This is a genomic window from Nonlabens antarcticus (assembly GCF_015356755.1).
Classification (GTDB): Bacteria; Bacteroidota; Bacteroidia; order Flavobacteriales; family Flavobacteriaceae; genus Nonlabens; species Nonlabens antarcticus.
In genome coordinates, this window is the sequence record NZ_JADFCO010000063.1 from 332,474 (window position 1) to 357,812 (window position 25,339).

20 protein-coding genes are annotated in these 25,339 nt (G+C 39.2%); 7 read left to right on the forward strand and 13 right to left on the reverse strand.

The annotated features are described in order from the left end of the window. Positions 1–186 precede the first annotated feature (186 nt). Together IQ282_RS05915 and IQ282_RS05920 are read right to left on the reverse strand one after the other, a co-directional pair. Positions 187–1,128 (reverse strand): GYDIA family GHMP kinase, encoded by a 942-nt coding sequence (locus IQ282_RS05915; protein ID WP_194850916.1) that lies wholly within the window; start codon positions 1,126–1,128, stop codon positions 187–189. Next, positions 1,128–2,435: a hydroxymethylglutaryl-CoA reductase, degradative gene (locus tag IQ282_RS05920; protein ID WP_194850917.1), complete on the reverse strand. Its 1,308-nt coding sequence runs from the start codon at positions 2,433–2,435 to the stop codon at positions 1,128–1,130. The genes IQ282_RS05915 and IQ282_RS05920 overlap by 1 nt, the downstream gene beginning before the upstream one ends. 150 nt (positions 2,436–2,585) lie before the next feature. On the opposite strand from IQ282_RS05920, the gene IQ282_RS05925 reads away from it, so the two are divergent. The 3 genes from IQ282_RS05925 to IQ282_RS05935 all read left to right on the forward strand — a co-directional run bounded on the left by IQ282_RS05925 (position 2,586) and on the right by IQ282_RS05935 (position 7,446). After that, on the forward strand, positions 2,586–4,739 hold the full coding sequence (locus IQ282_RS05925; RefSeq protein WP_194850918.1) for a S9 family peptidase: 2,154 nt from the start codon (positions 2,586–2,588) through the stop codon (positions 4,737–4,739). A gap of 18 nt (positions 4,740–4,757) precedes the next feature. Then, positions 4,758–6,842, forward strand: a complete 2,085-nt coding sequence (locus IQ282_RS05930) for a peptide MFS transporter (protein WP_194850919.1) — start codon at positions 4,758–4,760, stop codon at positions 6,840–6,842. Between the two features lie 76 nt (positions 6,843–6,918). Beyond that, positions 6,919–7,446, forward strand: coding sequence for a thioredoxin family protein (locus tag IQ282_RS05935; protein WP_194850920.1), 528 nt, complete (start codon positions 6,919–6,921; stop codon positions 7,444–7,446). On the opposite strand, the gene IQ282_RS05940 is transcribed toward IQ282_RS05935, so the two are convergent. The 5 genes from IQ282_RS05940 to surE are packed head-to-tail and all read right to left on the reverse strand — an operon-like array spanning position 7,443 to position 12,395. Beyond that, the gene (locus IQ282_RS05940) at positions 7,443–9,584 is read right to left on the reverse strand and encodes a ComEC/Rec2 family competence protein (protein ID WP_228547236.1); all 2,142 of its coding nucleotides are present in this window, start codon (positions 9,582–9,584) and stop codon (positions 7,443–7,445) included. The genes IQ282_RS05935 and IQ282_RS05940 overlap by 4 nt on opposite strands. Next, positions 9,535–10,203, reverse strand: coding sequence for a C40 family peptidase (locus tag IQ282_RS05945; protein ID WP_194850921.1), 669 nt, complete (start codon positions 10,201–10,203; stop codon positions 9,535–9,537). Before IQ282_RS05945 ends, IQ282_RS05940 begins: the two co-directional genes overlap by 50 nt. Beyond that, positions 10,190–11,320, reverse strand: a complete 1,131-nt coding sequence (gene lpxB / locus IQ282_RS05950) for a lipid-A-disaccharide synthase (protein WP_194850922.1) — start codon at positions 11,318–11,320, stop codon at positions 10,190–10,192. The genes IQ282_RS05945 and lpxB overlap by 14 nt, the downstream gene beginning before the upstream one ends. Before the next feature lie 3 nt (positions 11,321–11,323). Continuing rightward, entirely contained in the window at positions 11,324–11,623 is a 300-nt protein-coding gene (locus IQ282_RS05955) for a hypothetical protein (protein ID WP_228547237.1), read from the reverse strand. Then, the gene (surE, locus tag IQ282_RS05960; RefSeq protein ID WP_194850923.1) at positions 11,613–12,395 is read right to left on the reverse strand and encodes a 5'/3'-nucleotidase SurE; all 783 of its coding nucleotides are present in this window, start codon (positions 12,393–12,395) and stop codon (positions 11,613–11,615) included. The genes IQ282_RS05955 and surE overlap by 11 nt, the downstream gene beginning before the upstream one ends. A 123-nt stretch (positions 12,396–12,518) precedes the next feature. Between surE and IQ282_RS05965 the strand changes: the two genes are divergently transcribed. The 3 genes from IQ282_RS05965 to IQ282_RS05975 are packed head-to-tail and all read left to right on the forward strand — an operon-like array spanning position 12,519 to position 16,599. Continuing rightward, complete coding sequence (locus IQ282_RS05965) at positions 12,519–14,696, forward strand: carboxy terminal-processing peptidase (protein WP_194850924.1); 2,178 nt, start codon at positions 12,519–12,521, stop codon at positions 14,694–14,696. A gap of 2 nt (positions 14,697–14,698) precedes the next feature. Beyond that, positions 14,699–15,805 carry an ABC transporter permease gene (locus IQ282_RS05970; RefSeq protein ID WP_194850925.1) on the forward strand — a complete coding sequence of 369 codons (1,107 nt, stop codon included), beginning with the start codon at positions 14,699–14,701 and terminating at the stop codon, positions 15,803–15,805. Continuing rightward, a complete protein-coding gene (locus IQ282_RS05975; protein WP_194850926.1) occupies positions 15,802–16,599 on the forward strand; it encodes a DNA/RNA non-specific endonuclease in 798 nt (265 codons plus the stop codon). The genes IQ282_RS05970 and IQ282_RS05975 overlap by 4 nt, the downstream gene beginning before the upstream one ends. A gap of 9 nt (positions 16,600–16,608) precedes the next feature. Here the strand turns inward: IQ282_RS05975 and rodA are convergent, their stop codons facing one another. The 6 genes from rodA to purH are packed head-to-tail and all read right to left on the reverse strand — an operon-like array spanning position 16,609 to position 23,788. After that, positions 16,609–17,895, reverse strand: a complete 1,287-nt coding sequence (gene rodA, locus IQ282_RS05980) for a rod shape-determining protein RodA (protein WP_317174183.1) — start codon at positions 17,893–17,895, stop codon at positions 16,609–16,611. Further along, positions 17,895–19,820 carry a penicillin-binding protein 2 gene (gene mrdA / locus IQ282_RS05985; RefSeq protein ID WP_194850927.1) on the reverse strand — a complete coding sequence of 642 codons (1,926 nt, stop codon included), beginning with the start codon at positions 19,818–19,820 and terminating at the stop codon, positions 17,895–17,897. Before mrdA ends, rodA begins: the two co-directional genes overlap by 1 nt. A gap of 1 nt (position 19,821) precedes the next feature. Continuing rightward, positions 19,822–20,328, reverse strand: a complete 507-nt coding sequence (locus tag IQ282_RS05990) for a hypothetical protein (RefSeq protein ID WP_228547238.1) — start codon at positions 20,326–20,328, stop codon at positions 19,822–19,824. Further along, positions 20,321–21,148 carry a rod shape-determining protein MreC gene (gene mreC, locus IQ282_RS05995; protein ID WP_194850928.1) on the reverse strand — a complete coding sequence of 276 codons (828 nt, stop codon included), beginning with the start codon at positions 21,146–21,148 and terminating at the stop codon, positions 20,321–20,323. The genes IQ282_RS05990 and mreC overlap by 8 nt, the downstream gene beginning before the upstream one ends. Before the next feature lie 6 nt (positions 21,149–21,154). Continuing rightward, entirely contained in the window at positions 21,155–22,186 is a 1,032-nt protein-coding gene (locus IQ282_RS06000) for a rod shape-determining protein (RefSeq protein ID WP_194850929.1), read from the reverse strand. 54 nt (positions 22,187–22,240) lie between these two features. Beyond that, on the reverse strand, positions 22,241–23,788 hold the full coding sequence (purH, locus tag IQ282_RS06005) for a bifunctional phosphoribosylaminoimidazolecarboxamide formyltransferase/IMP cyclohydrolase (protein ID WP_194850930.1): 1,548 nt from the start codon (positions 23,786–23,788) through the stop codon (positions 22,241–22,243). A gap of 263 nt (positions 23,789–24,051) precedes the next feature. Between purH and IQ282_RS06010 the strand changes: the two genes are divergently transcribed. Further along, positions 24,052–25,305: an ABC transporter permease gene (locus IQ282_RS06010; protein WP_194850931.1), complete on the forward strand. Its 1,254-nt coding sequence runs from the start codon at positions 24,052–24,054 to the stop codon at positions 25,303–25,305. The last annotated feature ends 34 nt before the right edge of the window (positions 25,306–25,339 follow it).

Genomic DNA, 25,339 nt, shown 5'->3' on the forward strand with positions numbered 1-25,339 from the left:
GTAGACTCAACTTAAACAATATTTATCGTCATCCACCTGAGGAAACAAAATAGACGGGTATTCATTTTTAATTTTAGAAGATTCAATTAAACAGGAATTGTCTCACTCTTACGTGACCTCATTTTATACTTTAGACTGCGCTGTAGTTGTGCAATCAGAATATTAAAGAAATAGCACTTCCTAAAATTAGTTTCCTAGCACTACCTCATCCCATCGATAGATCTGATGGTAACCTTTACTCTTAAAATATTCCATGCTACTTTCTGTCCCGGTCACTAGAATGTAATCACCACCCCAACCGCCTAAAGACTTTACAGCTCCGGAGTAGTCGGCAAATAGCCGTTCTTTTACCGGCTTCACCCCTATCAGTTCTCCTATGATTTGTTCGTGTTCTACGATAATTTCTTTAAATGCTTCCAAGTCATCCTCGCTTTCGAGAAACCTTTTGGGCATCTCATTCAGGGTAATCCGAATTTCATCGGTTAATAATTCCGGATTGAAGCTAGCAATAGATTTCCGACTGTCTTGCTTTTGATTCAAATAAATAAAGTACAGTTGATCTTTGAAACTTGGTTCATAGCTAATCACATGAACACGTGGATCTGCATCATTATAATTGTAAACAATGGCCGAGTCGGCTTTTGCACAAGCAATGTCATATCCACTACCTCCAAAACATTCAAATTGTAATTTGTAGGGATCACAGCCTATCCATTCTGACACCATTGAAATTAAGGTAGAACTGGTTCCCATTCCTGAATTGCGATCAAAATCTAATTTAGTTATGGCGTTAAACCCGCTGGTAAAATTACTTTTATCAACCAGCTTCAAGGCTGTTTTCAAAATTGTAACTAACTTTTTGGCTATATCGCTATCACCTTTGAATCTTGTATCAATAAGATTTTCAAGTAATATAGAATCTTCAAACCATATCGTTCCATCAGCATTATAACTGGTCCATTGAATCAGAGAGTCCTCACGAGATTCAATATTTAATCGCTGGTCTAGTTTTAATGGAATAGCCAGAGCATCTACATTATCGAGCACTGCATATTCTCCCGTCAATAGGAATTTCCCATGAGCAGAGAAACTTGCTTTTTTAACCTGGAACAAATCGGCAGTATTCATTATCGCAGGTTTTGAAGGGATGTTCTCAATGCAGAAAAGCTGGGTGTTGTATCGGCAAATTCTATTCTTAAGGTTTTCTTTTCTTCTGGCGTTGCTCCTATTTGCTCCAGCATATTAGTCAAGTGCATTTTCATATGACCGGCCTGTATTCCGGTAGTTACCAGCGAGTGAAGCGCTGCAAAATTCTGAGCGAGTCCACAAACCGCCGTCACAGACATTAATTCTCTAGCATCAGGATTACCCATAATTTGCAAGGATAATTTTGCCAGTGGATGTAATGATGTCAACCCACCCACAGTTCCTAGAGCGAGAGGAAAGTCTGCTTCAAAAGTGAAAATTTCATTTTCTACTCGCGCTCTGGTTAAGCTTCTATATTGCCCATCGCGAGCGGCATAAGCATGAACTCCAGCTTCCACTGCTCTAAAGTCATTTCCAGTGGCGAGAACTACTGCATCAATACCATTCATAATTCCTTTATTATGAGTCACGGCGCGGTATGGCTCTACGGTCGCAATCTGAACAGCCTGCACAAACTTTCGGGCAAACTCAACTCCTGAGACTCCGTTGATAGTTCCTATCTCAGACACTGGGCAGGAAACCGACACGTTGACCACACATTCTGGGACGTAATTGCTCAGGATGGATAGGATTACTTCTGGTGGGGCGATGGAGAACCCTTGGAATTGGGTCGCTTTTTCTCTAAAGGTATTCGCGATCTGTTCCAGCATAGTATTTATAAAGTTGGCTCCCATAGCATCGCGTGTTTCAAATGTCGCGTGCAATTGGTAGTAGCCTCGCAATGCTTCGGTTTTATCTACCAACTCTAATTCCATCAAGCCACCACCGCGGGATTTCATGCTGGCATTTATTTGTTGCGTGGATTGTAGAAGGTCCGCTTTCGCGAAAGCGTAAAACGCCTCCATCTCACTGCGCAATCCCTCGTATTTAATATGAACCTGGCCTGATTTAGTCGTTCCTTTAATGGTCGTCTTGAAACCACCGCGATCCAGCCAAAACTTAGCCGCTTTACTAGCTGCTGCCACCACACTGCTCTCCTCAATCACCATCGGGATGGTTTTGAGTGCTCCATCAATCAAAAAATTAGGTGCCAGACCTAAAGGCAGGTAAAAGTTTGTGATCGTATTTTCACTAAATCCATCGTGCAATTCTTGTAACTTTTCGTCGCTATTCCAGTACTGGAGCAGTGTTTGTCGTGCCTCCTGTACATTGTCGAAATGACTGGAAATCAGCCAATCAATTTTCTGTGATTTGGAAAGTTTAGAAAAACCTTTCAAGGGTTGATTCATAATAAAGTATTGAGCGCGTAAAGATACGATGCATAATAGGAAGGTTATGCGAGCGATAATCGCTCAAAACACGCATTAATTGGGATATTTTTAGTAAAATTGAAGTCGATTCTCGATTCTTCGGGATTTTTACAAAATTCACATGATTTCATGATCAAATATTGTCTTTATATTATGGCATTTGTTGCTGTCAGCAGCACGGCCATCGCACAAAAAAATATTAGTGTTGAGGATTTATTCTCCGGTTCTTTTTCTACGGAGGGCTTGCAATCGCTTAACTCTCTTAATAATGGCACGGAATATTTAGTACTCAATTACAATGCAGACCGCACGCAAAGTGTGGATAAATATAGTTACCTCACTGGAGAAAAGGTAGCCACACTCGTTTCTAGCAGCGATATCAATCTTCCCATTCGCAGTTATGTATTGAGCGATGACGAGCAACAAATGATGATCGTTTCCCAACGCATTCCCATATTTAGAAGATCTGCTAATAGTAAAGTGCACGTTTATGATCTAAAAACTAAAGAACTGACGTCTGTTAGTGATAAATTAGTACGCAGCGCTTCTTTCTCACCAGACGGTAAAAAGGTAGGTTACGTTTTTGAAAATAATATCTATTATAAAAACTTGGAGTCAGGATCAACCGTTCAGGTTACTGATGATGGAGAAGTCAATAAGCAGATTAACGGCGTTACAGACTGGGTTTATGAAGAGGAATTTGCCCTAGTTCAAGCTTATCAATGGAGTCCTAATAGCGAGCAGATCGCATTTATTTCTTTCAATGAAACAGAAGTTCCAGAATTTTCAATGGACGTTTATGGAACCGAACTGTATCAAAAACCTTACGTTTTTAAATATCCTAAAGCTGGAGAAAAAAACAGTGTTGTTGCTTTAAATCTATACGATTTGAAAGCTAAATCCCGCAAGGAAGTTGACCTCAATAGAGATGAGGAGTTCTACATTGCACGTATTAATTACTCACCTAACGGCAAACTATCTGCGCAGGTATTGAACCGCCATCAAAACGTTCTAGACTTTTATTATGTGAATCCTGACGGCAGCGCCTCGATTGCTTTTACTGAAAAGGATGATGCTTATGTTGATGTGACGGATGACCTTACTTTTCTTGAAGATGGAAGTTTTTTATGGACCAGTGAAAAAGACAATTGGAGACATATTTATCTGTACGATGCTGATGGAAAAGAAAAAAACCAGATCACTACGGGCAAATGGGATGTTACCTCCTATTATGGGTACGATCCTAAATCTAAACGCATCTATTTCCAAAGCACGGAAGAAGGTAGCATCAACCGCAGCATATATTCTATTAATCTTAATGGAAAGAATAAGAAAAAGCTATCGGCAAAAATAGGATCTAATCGAGCCGATTTCAGTAAAAATTTCACCTACTTTATCAATACCTATTCTAGTGCGACGACGCCTCCAGTGTACACGTTAAACCGTGCCAAAGACGGCAAGCAAGTACGTGAAATCGTCAATAATAATAAATTAACGGAGCGCTTAAAGGACTTCAAGGTTTCCCCCAAGGAATTTTCCACCATCAATGTAAATGGCAATGATCTGAACATGTATATGATCAAACCATTAGACTTTGATCAAAGCAAAGAATATCCCGTTTTAATGTTTCAATATAGCGGTCCAGGATCACAACAAGTGTCCAACTCCTGGTACGGCCGCAACGATTACTGGCATAGCATGCTGGCAAACGATGGCTACATCATTGTTTGTGTGGATCCACGAGGAACAGGGTTCAAAGGCGCGGACTTTAAAAAAGTGACCCAAAACGAACTAGGTAAATATGAAGTGGAAGATCAAATCCAGGCAGCGCGCCAGTTGGGTGCTATGCCCTATGTGGACGCTTCCCGCATAGGTATCTGGGGCTGGAGTTATGGAGGATTCATGAGCTCTAACTGTCTTCTAAAAGGAAATGAAGTTTTCAGTACCGCGATCGCGGTAGCACCGGTAACAAACTGGAGATTCTACGATTCCATTTATACAGAACGTTATATGACCACACCGCAAGAAAATGCGAGTGGATATGATGAGAACAGTCCTATCAATTTTGTAGATCAATTGAAGGGAAAATATTTATTGATCCATGGTAGCGCTGATGATAATGTACACGTGCAAAACACGATGCGCATGATTGAAGCACTTGTGCAAGCTAATAAGCAATTTGACTGGGCTATTTATCCAGACAAAAACCATGGAATCAATGGTGGAAACACCAGCACTCATTTATATACTAAGATGACCAACTTCATCAAAGAAAACCTCTAATAAAACAATCAACTGAATATGGAATTTAAATTCAACGGTGCTGCGGCAAACCAAAAAACCATTCTGGATCATCCGGCTGGTTTATTCGTTCTATTCTTTACAGAAATGTGGGAACGCTTTTCCTACTATGGAATGCGCGCCTTATTGGTACTATTTCTTATTGCATCCATTCTAGATGAAGGATGGGGCTGGGAACGTGCAGATGCGTTAACTCTTTATGCTTTCTACACGGGTCTGGTTTATTTGACTCCCATCATAGGTGGTTTTCTGGCAGATAAGTTTTTCGGTTACCGTAAAGCGGTAGTTCTTGGGGCGTTAATTATGACCTTAGGGCATGCTGCCATGGCATTTGAGTCGGTTAGCTTTACTTATTTAGGACTGGCATTATTGATAGCGGGTAATGGGCTTTTCAAGCCTAATATTTCTTCCATCGTTGGTAATCTTTACAAATCACAAGGAAAAGAAAAGGACGCTGGTTACACCATTTTTTACATGGGAATCAACGCCGGTGCATTTTTAGGTATTCTTCTTTGTGGATATCTGGGAGAAAAATTTGGATGGCACTATGGATTTGGACTAGCAGGTATTTTCATGTTCTTAGGAATGTTGCAGTTCTATTTTGCACAAAGTATTTTTGGGAGAATCGGACTTTCTCCAGCGGCAACTCAAGATTTTGATGATGCGTTAGAAAAATCTGTTGATGATACTGAAGTTGTTATTGAAGAAGTGGTGGATGAAGCTCAGAAAAGCAAAGTCACACGAGATAGAATTATCGTGATCTCTGTGCTGGCATTCTTTACCATATTCTTCTGGATGGCCTTTGAACAGGCAGGTGGATCGATGACGATTTTTGCGGCAGATTATACAGACAGAGTTCTGACTGGAGGTTATGCTACGGCATTTACCATAATTAATACAATCCTTGTCATAGTGCCACTGCTCATTATTACATGGGTTTTAGGAATGCTTTGCAAACAAATTTTCAAACATTACCCACTGTCAAACCTGATGTTAATCATCAGTTTTGCAACCATTTGGGCAATAGCAATTTTTGTAATTAAAAATGATTTTGACACGAAATCCTATGAAATAGCTTACACAGATGCTAATGGAAGCGACAGGGTTACTAAAATACTTACAACAGAAGATTTTGAGATCGGTTCTAAAACAGGTATTAGCGTGGGTAGTGGTCTTAGTATGTATTTTGAGGGTGACGATAAAAACGCAGCAAATACTGTTGCGGGTAATTACATTGTCAATGCAAAAAATGACAGTATAGGAATGATCAGAAAAGGGATCCTCACAGGTTTTGTGTCCCGTTCAAAACATGGCCTTTTCTGGAAAGATGCAGACTATGCCATTGTAGAGTACACAGATGCTAATGGCGAAAAACAACAGACAGATATCTTTTTAGGTGAATCTTACTTAAAACAAGAAGAGTTCAACGAACTGGATGATGAGGAAAAAGCAGAGAACAAACTCATGGCGGTAGGAAATTCCTATGATTTACTATTAGCTCAAGGTGTTGGTTTCAGTGAAGAAAGCGTTACTCAGGGAACTTTAGTAAAAATCAATGAAAATGAAGTCGAGATAGGCGCCAGCTGGTTTGGAATCCTGAATTCGTTCTTTATCATTGCATTTGCACCCTTTTTCTCTAAGATATGGGAAAGTAAATACAACCCTTCTGGACCTGTGAAATTTGCGGTTGGATTAATGCTATTAGGTATCGGTTTTGGAGCGCTTGCTTATGGATCACTGGACATTCCAGATGGTGCAAGAACAGCGTCTGTAAGTATTGTGTTCTTGATAGTCGCCTACTTATGTCATACGCTGGGAGAACTGTGCGTGTCACCCGTGGGACTTTCTTATGTGAGTAAGTTGGCTCCCGTAAAACTGATCGGATTAATGTTTGGGATCTGGTTTGTGGCAAACTTTATTGCAAACCTACTCGCGGGATTATCGGGAAGTTTGATCGACTCGATTTCAGACCAGTATGGATTATCGACCTTCTTCTTTATATTCACGCTTCTGCCTATAGGTGCGGGAATCGTGATGCTCTTGATCAAACCTATATTGATCAAAAAGATGCACGGTATACGATAAATATCAATTATAAAAGTATTCTCAAAACGCACGACAATGGTGCGTTTTTTGATTTTATAGCCATTAAATTTGCACCATGAAACAATTTCTTTTTCTACTCTGTTTAATGAGCATGACCTTAGCTAGCGCACAGGTCAAGTGGATGACGATGAATGATGCGCTGGCAGCACAGAAAAAAGAGCCTCGCAAGATCCTGTTCAAGACCTACACTAAGAGTTGCCCTAATTGTAAATGGATGGACAAGCACGCTTTCGCGAAAGCGGACATCGCACAATTCATCAACACTACCTATTATCCGGTATCTTTTGACGCAGAAGGCAAGGAATCCATCACGTACAAAAGCAAAACCTATGGAAACAAACAGTATCAGAAATTTCCAGGAGCCCAGCATGACTTTGCCGAAGCCATGCAGATTTTTGAATATCCCACGATTATTTTCTTTGACCAAAAAGGAAATGTAATCCAGCCCATACCAGGAAAATTAGATGCTAAAAAATTAGAGATCTACATCACCATGCTTTCTGACGATACCTATAAATCGATCAGAACTGGTAAGGATTGGGCAGATTATCAGGCCAGCTTCAATTACCAACTTCAAGACTAATAGTCCAGAATATTTACTGCACCGTGATCATAGGTGTTGATGAATTCTATCTTTCTAGTGGCACAAGTTTTCTTCCAGCGGTTGACTACATTGCGATAATTGGAACCATCTGATATAATGAGTTTAGGCTTCAATCTTGTGATCATCTGATCTAGATTAATTTTAGGAGAATGGGAAAGTAGCACGATAGGATTCGGCTTTTTTGAATCTGCGTAAATTCCAGATTCATCGATGACTACAATTTCGTGATTTGCATAATCCACTAAAGCTGTCAGACTATCCACTACAATTTTCTGATTTAAGAACGGCGTTATATTCTTCAACCGGCGAATGCTCTGTTGCCTTCTGGCTGATTTCATTTCTGGTAGATGTGTCAGCAACTTGGATTGGGTTCCATTGGAAATTGAGATGGCAGTACCTCTAGATTGATGGAGGATCAGGAAAGAATTTTGTGGTGTTAGAGACTTTATTAAACCAAATGTGACAAATAGAATTCCTGCGGCTATTCCAAAATGCAAAAAATTATTGGGCTTAAGAATGCGCAAACGTTCTCGTTTACTTTTGAGAATTTGCGGACGCAAATACAGTGCGCAACCTAGCAACGCAACATAACCTAATAAAACCTCTACTGGATCCAGATAAAGGTTTTTCAAAATTAAAGCATCAAAACTGCTGATCCACGCTACCAGAGCAATTATGGAATTGAAGATGAAGTTAAGAACCGTTCCCAACCAGTCTGCAGGAAATCCTATTTGTAGCATTACAATAAACAATATCGCAGCACCTAAAATAAATGGTAGCAATCCCAACAGCATCAAATTACCAACCAGAAATGACAGTGGAAATTGATGAAAATAAAAAATACTAAGGGGCGCTACACCTATCTGGGCAGCAAGAGTCACCGTAGAGATCTGCCATAATTTTCTGGGAAGCCACAATTTTATCCTGGGTAAAATACGTTCAAAAATAGGCTGCAACATTACAATAGCAAGAACTGCCGTATAGCTAAGCTGGAAACCTACATTGAATAATAACCTGCTATCAATAAAAAGCAGCACCATAGCAGATATCGTCAAACTATGAAACACAGATCGCTTTTTATTCATGCTCATACCTATTGCCACAAAAGAGAACATGGTCACCGCACGCATAATAGAAGGAGACATTCCTGTGAGCAATGCAAAACTCCATAGCAGCAGGATGATGAGAATGGTTTGATAAATGATCCCGTTTTTGATGCGTAACAACCATTTCAAACAAAATTGAAGAATCAGTAAAATAATACCCACGTGCAACCCACTCAATGCAAGGATGTGAATCACTCCCGCATCCCTGAAATTCTGACTGATCGTAGGATCAATGTTCTGACGCTGACCCAACACCAGTGCCTCAATCATAGCACGCGGCTGACTCTGCAGGTTGGAACTTTCAAGATCAGTTAAAATTTTATTTCTAGTCTCTACGTACCATGGCAAATCTGCCTGATCGCGGTTGACCTTTATAATTCCTACCTTATCAATGTAAACTTGACCGTACACATCAATTCCTTTCAAGTATTCCTTATAATCAAAATCTCCTGGATTGCGGGCATTGCTCGCTTCATTGATATCATCAAAAACAGTAAGTTGATCACCTACTTTAAAGTCTAAGGAATCTATACGCTTAAAAAGCACCAGTACTTTTCCTGAAACCTGTTCATTTTCAACTTGAACCACGTTTGCATAAAACCTATTATTGTACGTATTTGAGCTTAATTGAGAAGAGAGCTCGAGTGTTAGGATCTTATTTTCACCTTTTACATCAAGGAGTTCATAGTGATTTGAAGGTAAGTGATGGGATTGAATTTGAAAAACAACAGCTCCCAACCCTAAGAAAAATACAGAGCTTGCTACCGTAAAAATAGTTTTGGTCACTGTCTTATAAGGACTGACGGCATAAACAATTATGGGAATGACAAGCGCCACGATTGCGATCCACAAGGAAATTGAAAACGAGACCTCAACAAATCTAGCACAAAGAATCCCGACAACAAAAGCAGCAAGGATACGGTAGAATGGATAGTCTAACCAGCGAATTCTTAAATATACTCTAAAAAAGCCTGCCGGCGCTGCGGTACTTAGATAGCCAGTAAGCCTCATTAAATGAACTTACTTTAACACCCTCAGAAACCGTAGCGTGCACAAAACGTATTTCGGCAGGAGTAACTTCTACTACTAGAGCAACGTGGTTTATTCTTTTACGATCTCTTCCTGTTGCAAAAAACATCAAATCTCCACGTCTTACCTCTTTTACATCAATGGGATCTGCTTTATCAAAGAAACTCCTACTATTGCGAGGTACTTGTTTCCCTGCTTCAGAAAAAGATATGTTAAGCAACCCACTGCAGTCCATTCCATTTTCTGTTGAACCACCGTACCTGTATCTCACACCTTCATATTGCATCGCTTTATCTATGGCAACATCATAAATAGTAGGTTCTACAAGAGCTTCTTCCACCTCAACTTCTTCATATTCTTGCTCTGTAACCGGTCGTTCCGTTGTATTTTTAGATATGGTTCGCTGGGTCCTTTTAGGTACAGCAGCAACCTCGTTTTGCTGTTGAAACTCCCTAGCTTCAGCTTTTGTAGTTATTACCCTGGGCTTTGAAGATCCACAAGACATAAGTAGCAGTGAAATGGAAATTGCTACTAAAACTAATTTTATTTCTCTTGTGCTGTATGTATTGCGCTTTCGCGAAAGCGGACTATAATTCATCATGCTTACTTTCAATAGATTTATAAATGAGCTGGGCAGTTTTCTCACTAGCACCTACACCTCCCAGTTTTTTTTCTAGACTGTAATAATCGGCAAATATTTTATTTCTGTGACTGGGATCTAAAATATGCTGGAGTTCTTTCTTAACATTCTGAGTTTTAAACTCGTTTTGAATAAGCTCTGTCACCACCGGACGGTCCATAATTAGATTCACTAACGAGATATAATCCAGTTTAATAATACGCTTTGCAATGTGATAGGAAATCTTGCTTCCCTTATAACATACCACCTGAGGCACTTTAAAGAGTGCCGTTTCTAATGTTGCAGTTCCTGATGTCACTAACGCTGCATGGGAAAGGCTGAGTAAGTCGTAGGTTCTGTTCATAATCAGATGAACGTCGTACTTCTCTAAAAAAGTATTGTAAAATTCTTTTTCTTGCCCTGGCGCACCCGCAATCACAAATTGATAACCAGGATAGCTTTGAATTACTTGAAGCATAATGCCCAGCATGCTCCTGATTTCCTGCTTTCTACTACCTGGTAAAAGCGCAATTAAAGGCCTGTCATCAAGCTGATATTTTTTCAGGAATTTCTCATGATCTACTTGTTCCCTTTGGCTGATCGCGTCGATTAACGGGTGGCCCACGAAATGAACTGGAAATTGATGCTTCTGCTCGTAGAATTCTTTTTCAAAAGGCAGAATTACATACATTTCATCTACGTCACGTTTGATAGCTTTTATTCTGTTTTCTTTCCACGCCCATATTTGTGGCGAAATGTAGTAATGGTTGCGATATCCATGAGTCCTCGCCCATTTCATAATCCGGAAATTAAATCCCGGATAATCGATGTAGATAATTACATCTGGTGCAAATTGCTCAATATCTTTTTTACAGTCTGTAATGTTTTTAAAGATCGTGCGTAGATTCCCTAAGACCTCTACAAATCCCATGAAGGCGAGGTCTCGATAATGTTTTACAAGAGTACCGCCCTCTTGTTGCATGAGATCGCCACCCCAAAACCGGAATTGAGCATCAGCATCAGCGTTTTCAAGCTCTTTCATTAGTAAAGATCCATGCAAATCACCACTTGCCTCTCCTGCTATTAGATAATATTTCATGCGTTAAAATTCAAAGTAAACAATGGCAAAGGCTGCTAATAAAGTGGATAATATTACACCTCTTGCTTCATAAACTTGAATAGGTTTTTGAAACTTGCCTATGCGCTTAGTCAAAAAGAAGAAGAATAATAATAAATTTAATATGGCTCCCAACCCGATCAATCCTCCTAAAAATCCCTGCTCTAATCCTTTTTCAATTACATATTCAAAGTTGTGATCGCTAAAAAAATAAATGTACAAAAAGGTTCCAATGGCATTAGCAAGAATACCCAGTAAGAAACCTTTAAGTATTTTAGCTTTCAAAATCCCATGTATTTAATTCTTGAATGTAATGATGCGCGGTCAGATCAAACTGCGTGGGAACCACAGAGATATAGTTATGTTCTAATGCCCACTCGTCAGTGTCCTCACCTTTATCGTCATTCACAAATTTACCGCTGAGCCAGTAATAATCCTTCCCGCTAGGGTTAGTTCGTTTATCAAAATCTTCCACCCAGTATGCGTTTGCCTGACGGCAAATCTTGATTCCTTTAAGCTGCTTTGCAGTAGCTTTAGGAATGTTGACGTTAAGCAAAACACCCTTTGCCATTCCATTTTTAAGTACTTGCTTAATAATAGTTTCAATATAGGGTCTTGCAGGATCAAAATCAGCATCTGCATCATAATCGCATAAGGAGAAACCTATAGCCGGTATTCCCTCGATTCCTGCTTCCATAGCGGCACTCATCGTACCACTGTAAATGACATTGATAGCACTATTACTACCGTGATTAATCCCGCTTATACACAAATCTGGCTTTTTATCGAGAATTTCATGGCTCGCCATTTTTACACAATCTACAGGAGTACCACTAGTTGTGTATTCTTTATGATCATAATCATGCATGGTAAACTCTTTTACATAAAGAGTGTCATTAATGGTAATTGCATGACCCATGGCGCTTTGCGGTTTATCTGGAGCAACAACTACCACTTCTCCTATTTTTGATGCGATATCAATTAATGTTCTAATTCCTTTTGCTGTAATGCCGTCATCATTAGTTACTAGTATCAACGGACGTTTTTTCTCTTTCATAGCTTTCTTAAGGTGGTTAAAATTAAGTAAATTAGACGTGATATGTTCAGATAGCAGACTACTTTCAACGCTTAGAATGTGGCACGATTTTTACAATTGAAGAAAGAGAAAAATGAATAACCTATGAAGTTCCTAAAAAACAACATTGCAATTGCCATAATTACATTAATGGCAGCTACCGCAAGCTGTAGTTTTATAAATGGTACTATTGATCCCGGTGATAAGGAAAAAGAACAATTACTTATTGAGTTGATTAGTCATGTGCTTGAGAGAAACCATTATGCTCCCGCAGATTTAACAGATCAGTTTTCGCAGGACGTATTTAATAACTTCATCTATGAAATGGATCCTGCTAAAAGATATTTTCTAGCAAAAGATATAGAGGAATTCAAGACTTTTGAGTATTTAATCGATGATCAGATACGTGACAGTCGTGTTGATTTGTTCAATATCGTCTATGACCGCCTATTGAAGCGAGAAAAAGAATCTCAGGAGATTTTCAACGAGGTCATCAACAAGCCGTTTGATTTTGATGAATCAGAAGAAATCGACACGGATTATGAGAATATTCCTTATGCTAAAAATAAAAAGGAACTAAAAGATCACTGGAGAAAATTATTGAAATTATCTGCCATAAGTATCTATAACGGTAAGTTAGAAGCGCAAAATGATACCTCTTCTGAGGATTCTGACGGGATTAAAGTTGAAGCTAATAGTTCAAAAGAGAAAAAAACACCCAAGGAGCTTGAGATAGAATCCCGCATGGAATTGAAAAAATCTATGGAGGAGAATTTTGATTTAAGCAAGGATGCAGATCGCCTAGACTATTTTTCTCTTTTCTTAAATAATATTACAACTCATTTTGATCCACACACAAACTACTTTGCTCCACAAAGCAAAGATAGATTTGACACCTCATTAAGTGGTACACTTGAAGGAATAGGTGCGCGTCTACAAAAGAAGATGGACAACATTGAGATCATGGAAATTATTTCAGGTGGTCCAGCCTGGACGAGCGGAGAGTTAGAAAAAGGAGACAAGATTATACGTGTAGCTCAAGAAAAAGACTCCGTTGCCACTAGCATCGTAGGAATGAGAATAAGCGATGCCGTTGATTTAATCAAAGGTCCAAAAGGTACTATCGTTATTCTGACTTTGAAAAAGGTAGATGGAAGTATTAAAAAGGTCACGTTAGTTCGTGATGTAGTTTTGATAGAGGAAACGTTTGCAAAAACAGCCTTGATTCAAGATGACAATATTAATTATGGAGTCATCAATCTTCCTAAATTTTATTTTAGTACGGAAAATGCATCTGCAAGAGCCGCTGGTGATGATGTTGCAAAAGAAGTAAAGAAATTAAAGGAAGAAGGTATGGAAGGCCTTATCATCGATTTGCGTAACAATGGTGGTGGATCATTGAGAGAGGTTATTGAAATGGCAGGTCTTTTTATAGAAGATGGTCCTGTGGTGCAAGTGGGTGCTAAAAATGATCGCAATCAAACCTTGAACGATGACGATGGTGGACAAATACTATGGGAAGGTCCTCTTGTTATTTTAGTCAATGAGTTAAGCGCTAGTGCGTCTGAAATTCTAGCCGCTGCATTACAAGATTATGATCGGGCAATCGTTATGGGCAGTCAGCAAACTTTTGGCAAAGGAACTGTACAGAATTTCGAGGATCTTAACCGCTACGTGCGTACAACAGATTATGGAGATCTGGGTGCATTGAAATTAACCACTTCAAAATTCTACAGAGTTAGTGGTGGAAGTACACAACTTGAAGGTGTGAAAAGTGATATAATTACTCCTGATCGTTATGCTTATATTAAAATAGGAGAGCGCGATGAGGAGTTTCCATTACCATATGATGAAATTCCCGCAGCGACCTATCAGAAATTTAAAGGCTACGCTAACAAAGCTCAGGTTATTGAATCTTCTCAGAAACGTGTTGACGACAATGAATATTTCCAGTTGATTGATCAAAATGCTAAATGGTTGTCAGAGCAACGGGAACAATATATCATACCGTTATCCATTAAAGGGTACCAAGATAGAATTGTCAGATTAGAAAATGAAACGGACAAGTTCAAGAGATTAGACGATTATAAAAACAAATTAAAAATAAGCTCTTTGAAAGGTGAAATTCTTCTAGCTAAAAAAGATTCCAGCCTAGCTAAAAAACGCAGTCGCTGGCATGAGACTATTAATCAAGACATGTATATTGAGGAAGCTGTTAATGTTTTAAAAGATCTGAAATCTAATAGCATTAACAACGATTCCAAGATGTCACTCAAAAACTAACGATGCTGTCAAACGCATCTACAGGCAATCTCACGCTCCAGAAGCTTCGTAAAAGTTTTTGGGGCGTTTTGAGTTTCTGTGTGATCGCCTTTTTTATTTTTATAGCTCTATTTGCTTACGTACTTGCTCCAGACAGCAGTCGTTATGCAAATCAGATGCATATTTCCATTCATTCTCAACCTCCGGGCTTTGTGGTTGACATGATTGAAATTCCAACTTCATCAACTTATTCTGGGAGCATTTGGGACTGGTGGAATGGCAGTGAGTCCGTCAATACAGAAATACCTTTTACTACTTTGAAAGAGTCAAATGGCACCATTTTATACCAACCATACGATGTAGATAATCAGGTTTTACCATTTCAAACACTAGATCTAATAAATACTGAGGAGTTGAGTCTATCTCGCTTTCGCGAAAACTACACCTCCCAAAAAACATTCTTGCTAGGCACGGATAAATATGGCCGCGATCTGCTGAGCAGAATCTTAATAGGCGCTCGTGTGAGCATTAGTATTGGTTTTGTAGCCGTGTTTATATCGTTATTAATCGGAATACCATTGGGAGCGATTGCGGGTTATTATGGAGGTAAGACAGACGCTGCAATTATGTGGTTGATTAACGTCACCTGGTCCATACCTACCCTATTAATGGTGATCGCTATAAGCATAGCATTAGGAAAAGGATTCTTGACGGTGTTTATCGCCGTCGGTTTAACCATGTGGGTAGAAATCGCAAGAGTGGTTCGCGGGCAAATGATCGTGGCAAAGGAATATCAGTATGTCACCGCAGCCAGAGCTTTAGGTTTTACAAACCTTAGAATAATTGCTAGACATATTTTACCTAATATCCTAGCTCCCGTCATTGTTATAAGCGCCGCTAATTTTGCTGCTGCAATTCTGATCGAGGCAGGATTGAGTTTTTTAGGATTAGGAGCACAGCCACCCATTCCATCATGGGGAAGTATGATTAAGGATCATTATCAATACATTATTCTGGACAAAGCCTATCTCGCCATTGTTCCAGGAGTCGCTATTATGTTGCTGGTGATGGCTTTTATGCTTTTAGGCAATTCGCTGCGCGATGCACTGGATGTCAAAACCACTTCATGAAGAAAACCATTTATACCATTATTGCCATAAGTCTATTAGTGGGATTGTTTTTTGTGCAGGGGTATCAAAACAACCAGATCTCTAAAAACAATATTGAGGAAGCAGGGAGCACCAATACAACGCTTTCTCGAGCCGACTTCCTTCCGGAATCCATTAATCAGATTGTCCATCACAAAAGCTACAGCCTTTCCTACAACGAGAAACATGAACAAGCAGAATGGACCGTTCATATTTTGAATCCCAGTGACATTAAAAAAGTAAGTTTCAAACGCCCCTATTTTGAGATTGATGATATGGTTAGCACTGGCGCGGCAAGCTGGCGCAATTACAAGAATAGCGGCTACGATCGTGGCCATTTAGTTCCTGCGGGTGACCGTCGTGCTTCTATGGAAGATTATAATGAAACATTTTTGACCAGTAATATAAGCCCGCAACGTCATAACTTCAATGCTGGCATCTGGAATAGGCTGGAACAAAAAATACGCTATTATGCACAGCGGGAAAATGGTATCTATGTGGTAACAGGCTCCGTTCTCAATGGGAATCTAGAAAGTATAGGATCGGAACAAGTAAGCGTTCCAGAGCAATTTTATAAAATCATCTATAAAAAGTCGAGCGGTAAGGAAAAGATGATGGCATTTCTTATACCTCACCAAGAAAGCGATCAGTCTATTTACAAATACCTCGTTCCCGTAGATTCCATAGAAGAACTCACGGGAAGTAATTTCTTTACGCAACTTCCTGATGAAATAGAAAATAGACTGGAACGTTCTGTGGATAGATCTGGCTGGTAGCAATTATGGCTAATGCTGATAACTCATCCTATGAGCGTCCAACTTTACAAAGATAAATAGCAGTATTGTAAAGCCCCATAAACCACTACCTCCATAACTCATGAAAGGCAATGGGATTCCTACAGTAGGCAACAAGCCCATCACCATTCCTACATTTATAAAGAAATGTATAAAAATGATCCCTGCAACTGCATATCCATAGATGCGAGCAAATTGATTGCGTTGACGCTCTGCCATGATGACAAGTCTATAAATTAATAGCATGAATAGGATAACGACTGTTCCTGCACCCATCAACCCGAACTCTTCTCCTATTGCTGAAAAGATAAAATCGGTATGCTGTTCTGGCACAAAACCACCTTGTGTTTGGGTTCCTTTAAGAAGGCCTTTACCTACAAGACCGCCGCTACCTATGGCAATCTCGCTTTGGATAATATTGTACTCTACACCCTGACTATCTGCTAATCGACCTAGTACAATATTGATTCGGTTTCTGTGACGTTCTTCAAAGATGTTGTCAAAAATAAAATTGGTGGCAAACGCCAGGGCGACGCATGCAATTAGAGCCGTAATAAACCAGGAAACTTGTGGCTTTGTGCCACGTCTCTTTTTATACCGCTTTCGCGAAAGCAAAAATATAATCCCAATCAAAACTAAACTTATGAGTGAGATCCACCATGCACCCAATAACAATGCACCTATGAAAATTCCCAATCCAATAAATGCCAATAGTAAAAACCAGACGGATAGACCTTCCCGATATAATGGAAAAAAGAACGCCAGATAAACAATTGCGCTGCCAGGATCTGGTTGTGGTAAAATTAATAGGGCTGGCAATAGAACGATACCTCCTACTATTAAAAAATGCTTCACATCTTTTACAGAAACATCCAGCTGACTGAGATATTTTGCTAGTGCGAGGGCTGTGGCAAACTTTGCAAATTCACTGGGCTGCAAACTCATAGATCCTATAGCATACCAGGACGTAGCACCAGAAATCTGCTTACCAAAAAAGTATAAGCCCACTAGAGATACTAAAGAAACTACATAAATAACTCCAGAAAAGCGCTCGAAAAACTTAATCTCTATAGCAAAAATTAAAATAATTAAAGCAATAGATAGGATAATCCATAGGAATTGTTTGCCATAAACTTCATCAAGATCAAATATAGATCCATGCATCTCTACAGGTGCGGCACTGTAAATAGCCACCCAACCTATCAGAGCTAATGCCAAGTAGATGAGGATTATACTTACATCAAATTTAGGCTTATCGCCTATCGCATTGTGGAGCACTAATACGTATTTTCTATGAATGAGTGATCTATGGTTACTTTAGGACCATCAACAGGAACTGGTGGGCCGTTGATGGGGAAAGGTTTACCACTGAATGGCTTTATATATTCCTCTTCCAGTGTATGATTGAGGACCCAATCTTCTAAATCAGTTCTTGTAATCTTACCTTTAAGATGTTTTTCAATCATCAGGGATGCGATTTTTGCTGCATATCTAGAGCCCCAATATCCGTTTTCAATAAATACCGCAATGGCAATTTGAGGGTTGTCCTTAGGTGCAAAAGCAATGAACACGCTATGATCTGTTAGCTGTGTTGTAACACCGTTGATTTTTGCGAAGTTTTCTGCTGTTCCTGTTTTTCCACAAACCTCAATTCCTGGAATCTGAACGCTTGCTGCTGTACCCGTTTTATAAACTTGATTCATTCCCTCTACAATAGGTTCAAAATGCCTTGCGTCAATAGTGGTGTATCTTTTGGTTGTCAGTTTTTCGTCCTTTATCCCAACGCCATCTTTCTCCTTAAGAATGTGGGGCGTGTAAAAATAGCCCCTATTTGCTATAGCAGCAGTCATGTTTGCCAGCTGGATAGGAGTGGAAACAATCTCACCTTGTCCTATACTATTTGAAATGGTGGTGGTAGCATACCAGTTTCCACTGGGATATACTTTATCATAATAATCACTATCTGGAACTCGTCCCGGACGACCCACTGGTAAATCAATTCCTAAAAAACCTCCCAAACCAAAGGATTTCACATGATCACTCCACACGTCCATTCCCACATGACTATTGCGTTTGCCTTCAATAATTTTTCTATAAACCTGTGCAAAGTATGCGTTGCAGGATTCTGCTATACCGCGTTCCATAGAAAGCGGACTACTGTGACTGTGACATCCTAGTTTTTTTCTACCTCCATAATTATAACCATGATTACAATAAAAACGGTCCTCAGTTGTAACAGCTCCTTCTTGTAATCCTATCAATGCATTCAACACTTTAAAAGGAGAACCAGGAGCATATTCTGCTTGCAAAGCACGATTGTAGGTAGGCCTGGTTATGGTATCTCTAATAAGTGCGTTGATATTCTTAGATCGCTCGCGACCCATAGTTATACTAGGATCATAAAACGGTGCAGATATTAGACTAAGAATTTCTCCAGTGGCCGGCTGTATGGCAACAATACCGCCATGTTTATTCTGCATGAGTTGTTGACCGTATTTTTGCAACTTGCTGTCCAAAGTGATGGTAAGGTTAGCTCCAGCTTCAGGAATAGTATCAAATTTCCCATTCTCATAGGAAGCTATCGGTCTACCATAATTGTCCCGTAAAAAACGCTTTACTCCTTTTTTACCACGCAACTCTTTTTCATATTGCGCTTCAATACCACTTTTACCTATAAGGTCTCCCATTTCATAAGAATCATCTACATCGATAACTCCCTGATTGACCTCTCTTATATATCCTAGTACACCCGCACTGTGATCGACTAGATATTTTCTCAAGGATCTACGCTGCGTGTAAAACCCAGGAAACTTTCTGAGCTTCTCCTGTAGTGGGGCATATTCTAGTTGCGTTAATTGTGGCATTACCACACTAGGTTTACGCCAGGACCAGTTTTTAGCTTTATCAATTTGCTTGATCAAATCTTTCTTTTCCATTTGCAGTAACCCACAAAGCTCTAAAGTGTCAAAGACTTGAAGCTCTCTAGGTACCACCATCACATCATAAGCTGTCTGATTTGCAACCATCAATTCACCGTTGCGGTCATAAATAAAACCACGTTCAGGATAATCAAAAACGGTTTTCACCGCATTTAACTCCGATTTTAATTTTAGCTCATCATTAAAAATCTGCAAATACACTAATCTTCCCATAAACACGAGACCCGATAGGGTTACAAAAAAGAGAAGCAGTATTTTTTTCATTTTATGATCTTCTAGGTTTTATTAAAAGAAGTATTGTTAAACTCACGGTTATAGTCGCTAGTCCTACAGACAACGTCAATTGTAAAAGCTCAAGTATCTGAGACATGTTAAAAATGATCATGCTGTAGAATACTAAGTGATGGATAATGACGCACAAGCAAAGAAACAACAGAATCCTGTCGATTCCAGTGGTCAAAACCTTGATATTCTTCATCACGTAACTTTCACCATAAACCAATTTTAAAAGATATGGCCTAACGATTGTCAAGGTCACACAGGCGGCTGCATGAGCACCTCCAGTATCTTGAAAGGTATCCATTACAAGTCCCAATAAAAATGCCAGAATCAAAAATAACAGTCGGTTATTATTAAATGGATATAGAAATATGAATAAAATATAAATCATGGGGTTGATAAATCCCAAAAAGTTGATCTGATCCATCACAAAAACTTGAATCACCAACAAACCCACAAAGCGGAACGCTATTTTGAAAATATCGTTATTCATTAGTTTGTAATGTATCTATGATCTTAATAGCCTCCGTATCGCGGTTCTTAACTACATAAACATAACCCAGATCTGTCATGTCATTAATCAATCGAACCTCGATTTCATATCGAGAACCATTATCTACTAAAATGGCTCGTTCAACCACACCTATCTCAATATCTGGCGGAAATGTCGTAGACTGTTGCCCAGTGATAATCGTGTCTCCTTTTTTTACCTGAGCCAGTCTAGGAACGTCTATTAAACTCATTTTATATGGATCGGCACCATCCCATGTCAATGAACCTATGGTGGACGTTCCTTTTATCTGTGCATTTAGTGATATTTGAGAATTCAAAACAGATATCACACGAGCATAATCCTTAGAAATCACATCAATAATACCTACTATACCATTACTAGTAATCACACCCATATCAGGCTCTACATTCTGATTGCTGCCTATATCTAACGTAATAAAGTTATCTAGTTTGTCGTAATCATTTTTTATCACACGAGCAGGAACCACACTATAAGGCAAGCTATCTGAAAAAATTAAAATGGATTCACTACCTAATAAGGTATCACCTAAAGCAAGCAATCGCATACGTAGTTTGGCATTTTCCTCGCTTAAGTATTTATTTTGCTGATCCAGGTCAAAATATTCATAGATATTCTTTCTAGATTCTAAAATCTCACCAGTTACGTTTCCTGTAGAATGTATAAACGTGGTGCGATGATACTCATGCGATTGGATGGTAAAAACGACCGCGATTGAGAACAAGAAAAGATACAACAGCAAATTTCTGTACTTGATCAGAAAATTGATGATATGCTGCATTTTCTTTTACTTGTGGGCTAATACACTTTTGTACTTGTCTAGGTTTTTTAAGGTAAGTCCAGTACCTCTAACTACCGCTCGCAAAGGATCTTCGGCAATGTAAACAGGAAGATCTGTTTTCTGGGACAGTCGTTTGTCTAGTCCACGTAACATAGAACCACCACCGGCAAGATAAATTCCAGTGTTGTAAATATCCGCTGCTAACTCTGGTGGCGTTTGGGACAGCGTTTCCATTACAGCATCTTCAACGCGCAGGATGGATTTGTCAAGAGCTTTAGCAATCTCGCGATAGCCTATCTTAACTTCTTTAGGTTTACCAGTCAAAAGATCGCGCCCTTGAACATTCATTTCTTCTGGTGGCACCTCTAGATCTTCGGTTGCCGCGCCTATTTGAATCTTAATTTTTTCTGCGGTGCGCTCCCCTACATAAAGATTATGCTGAGTACGCATGTAATAGACAATATCATTTGTGAATACGTCACCAGCAATTTTAACTGATTTATCACAAACGATTCCACCTAATGCAATTACAGCAATTTCAGTAGTTCCACCACCTATATCGACAATCATGTTTCCCTTAGGCTGCATGATATCAATCCCGATACCGATGGCTGCTGCCATAGGCTCATGAATTAAGTACACTTCTTTACCGTTAACTCGTTCTGCACTGTCCCTTACTGCACGCATTTCAACTTCAGTAATTCCTGAAGGAATACAGATTACCATGCGTAATGATGGTGTGAACAATTTTTTCTTGAGTGCAGGTATTTCCCTGATGAACATGGAAATCATTTTTTCACTCGCATCAAAATCTGCAATCACACCATCCTTCAATGGCCTGATCGTCTTGATATTTTCATGGGTTTTACCTTGCATCATTGCAGCTTCCTTACCTACGGCAATAATTTTACCGGTAGTACGATCTCTCGCAACAATGGATGGACTGTCCACTACAACCTTACCGTTGTGAACAATTAATGTATTTGCCGTACCTAGATCGATGGCAATATCTTCAGTGAGAAAATCAAAAAATCCCATAGGAATGGAGTGGAAAAACGTTAGTTATTAGGGCGTTGCAAAACTATAACAATTCTAGTGTTTAAAGTGCCTTGTCCCTGTAAAAACCATCGCAATGTCGTTTTTATTGCAATAATCTATAGAAAGTTGATCTTTTATCGAACCGCCAGGTTGTATAACGGTCTTAATTCCCGCGTTATCAGCAATTTCTACGCAATCTGGAAACGGAAAAAAAGCATCACTAGCCATTACAGCACCCGACAGGTCAAAATTAAAGGATTGAGCCTTATGTATGGCCTGATTTAAGGCATCTACTCTCGAGGTTTGCCCAGTACCACTAGCACATAGTTGTTTCCCTTTCGCAAGTACAATAGTATTTGACTTGGTATGTTTACAGATTTTTGAAGCAAATAATAAATCTTCTACCTCTTCAGCAGTAGGTTTTTTATCTGTGGCATCCTGAAAATTCTCTTTTGAATCGGTTTTCAAGTTGGCATCCTGAACTAAATAACCATTTAATGATGCTCTAACTTCGGGTTTGTTGGTATTCCGCTTTCGCGAAAGCGCACCTTTTACAAGCTCCAGCATAATTCGGTTTTTCTTACTTTTCAATATTTCCAGTGCAGCATCTGAAAAGGAAGGTGCAATTACTACCTCACAAAACAAATCATTTATTTTCTCTGCGGTAGGAACATCAATCTCCACATTTGAAATTAAAATTCCACCAAATGCGGAAACTGGATCACCTGCCAACGCATCAACGTAAGCCTGGTAAATTGTCTCACGTTGTGCGACACCACAAGCATTATTATGTTTAAAAATTGCAAACGTGGGCATATCGTCTATAAACTCACTCATCAAGTTTACCGCCGCATCAACGTCTAATAAGTTATTGTAAGACAACTCCTTACCGTGGTGCTTGATGAACATCTCATCAAAATTCCCATAAAACCACCCACGCTGGTGAGGGTTTTCTCCATATCGCAACGGCATCACATGCTGGTCACTTACCTTCAAAGATTTGAATGCTTCATCGCCAGAGAAGTAGTTGTAAATCGCGGCATCATAATGTGAGGAAACATCAAACGCTGTAGTTGCAAACTTCTTGCGTTGCTCCATAGTTGTTTCTCCATTACCTGCTTCTAGGACCTCTAGCAACTCTGTGTAATCCTGCATGGTAGCAATACAAAGTGTGTCTTTAAAATTTTTGGCCGCTGCTCTAATCAAAGAAATACCGCCTATATCTATCTTTTCAATAATATCTTGCTCGTCTGCACCGCTGGCGACAGTATCTTCAAAGGGGTACAAATCTACAATCACAATATCTATCTGTGGGATATCATATTCCTTGATCTGAGCCGCATCAGTTTCATGATCACGTCTATTGAGAATCCCACCAAAAATTTTGGGATGCAAGGTTTTTACACGACCGCCTAAAATCGATGGGTATGAAGTGACATCTTCCACAGGAACCACGGGAATACCTAGATCTGTGATGAATTTTTCAGTACCACCGGTAGAATAAATGGTAATACCTAATTCATTCATTTTTTTTACGACAGGTTCTAATCCTTCTTTGTGGAAAACTGAGATTAAGGCGCTTTTTGCTTTGATGTGACTCATTATTTAAGTGCAAGATTAAATTAAGAAAGTGCAAAAATAATCTAATGCCATAGCAATCGTGTTTTTTCCAACAAGAAGCTTTGACCGGTTTTGAACCATCGTTTAACAAGAGCGGTATTTCAATTGATTTCCATTTCTTTGTCTATAACTATATGTACTAACAAGAAATCGACGGCAATTAATTGGTTTCTAATTGTAACATTCTCAAATTAGCTTTGTCTAACCATTGGAAATATGTTCAAAACCTATAAAAACGCCTACGTATGCTGATTTATCTAAGAGTACTTAAGGAGAGCTTCTTCTTTGCACTCAATGCACTACGTACCAATCTCTTACGAACTTTTCTTTCTCTTCTAGGAGTGACTATTGGGATATTTGCGATTATAGGTGTTCTTGCTGCTATCGATTCTTTAGAAAACGAAATTAAAGATGGACTAAGCTCATTAGATATTTCTACGATTTATGTGTTGAAGATCTCTTTCGGCCCCACAGAATTAGAACCCTATCAATATCAAGATTTCCCTAATGTTAGTTATGAGGAATACCTGATGCTTAAGCGCAGCTTACCAGAACTTGATGCTATAACCTACACCTTTTTCACATCACCAGAGAACATAAAATTCGAGGATAAAACCGTCACCGGAGTGGGGATACAACCACACACCGCTGATTTTTATGATCTTGAAAATTTAAAACTTGCTGACGGAAGGTTTTTTAGTGATTCAGAAGATGTGAGCGGTTCACCCGTTGTGGTATTAGGTTATGAGATTGCACAAAGTCTTTTTGACAGTGTTGACCCCATCGGAAAGCGCGTACGTATTTATGGTAATAAATTCACTGTTATAGGTGTTCTTCAAAAAGAAGGTGCAGGCGCCTTCGGGCCTAGTAAGGATGAATCTGCTTATATTCCCGTGAACTTTATACGACGTATTTATAGCGATACTAATCCTAATACAACTACCGCTATGATTATGAAGCCTAAATCAGGCACAGACACCGATGAATTCATAGCGATGGTGGAACAAAAGCTAAGAAACTCCAGGGGATTAAAAGGAGATGATTTGAGCACTTTCTTTATCAACCCTTTAAAAGGATTTGCAGACTTTCTTGATGAAGTTACTGGGGTAATGACTTTAATAGGAATAGTGATCTCCGGTTTCTCGATGCTGGTAGGCGGTTTTGGAATTGCAAACATCATGTTTGTGAGTGTCAAGGAACGAACCAACTTAATAGGAATCCAGAAATCGCTAGGGGCAAAACGCCGATTCATTCTTTCACAATTTCTTTTTGAGGCGGTTATTCTTGCTTTATTTGGTGGATTATTTGGATTGTTCTTTGTCTGGTTGGGAACTGTGATTGCAAATCTCGCAGTAGATGATTTTGAATTCATCCTTTCTATGAAAAATGTCATTCTAGGTACTAGTATATCTGCAGTTATAGGATTGATTGCTGGGATTATACCTGCTTTTGTAGCAGCAAAACTTGATCCAGTAGAAGCAATCCGTACGGGAATGTAATTCTAGTTTTTTGAGAATAGTTTTTGAAAAAGAG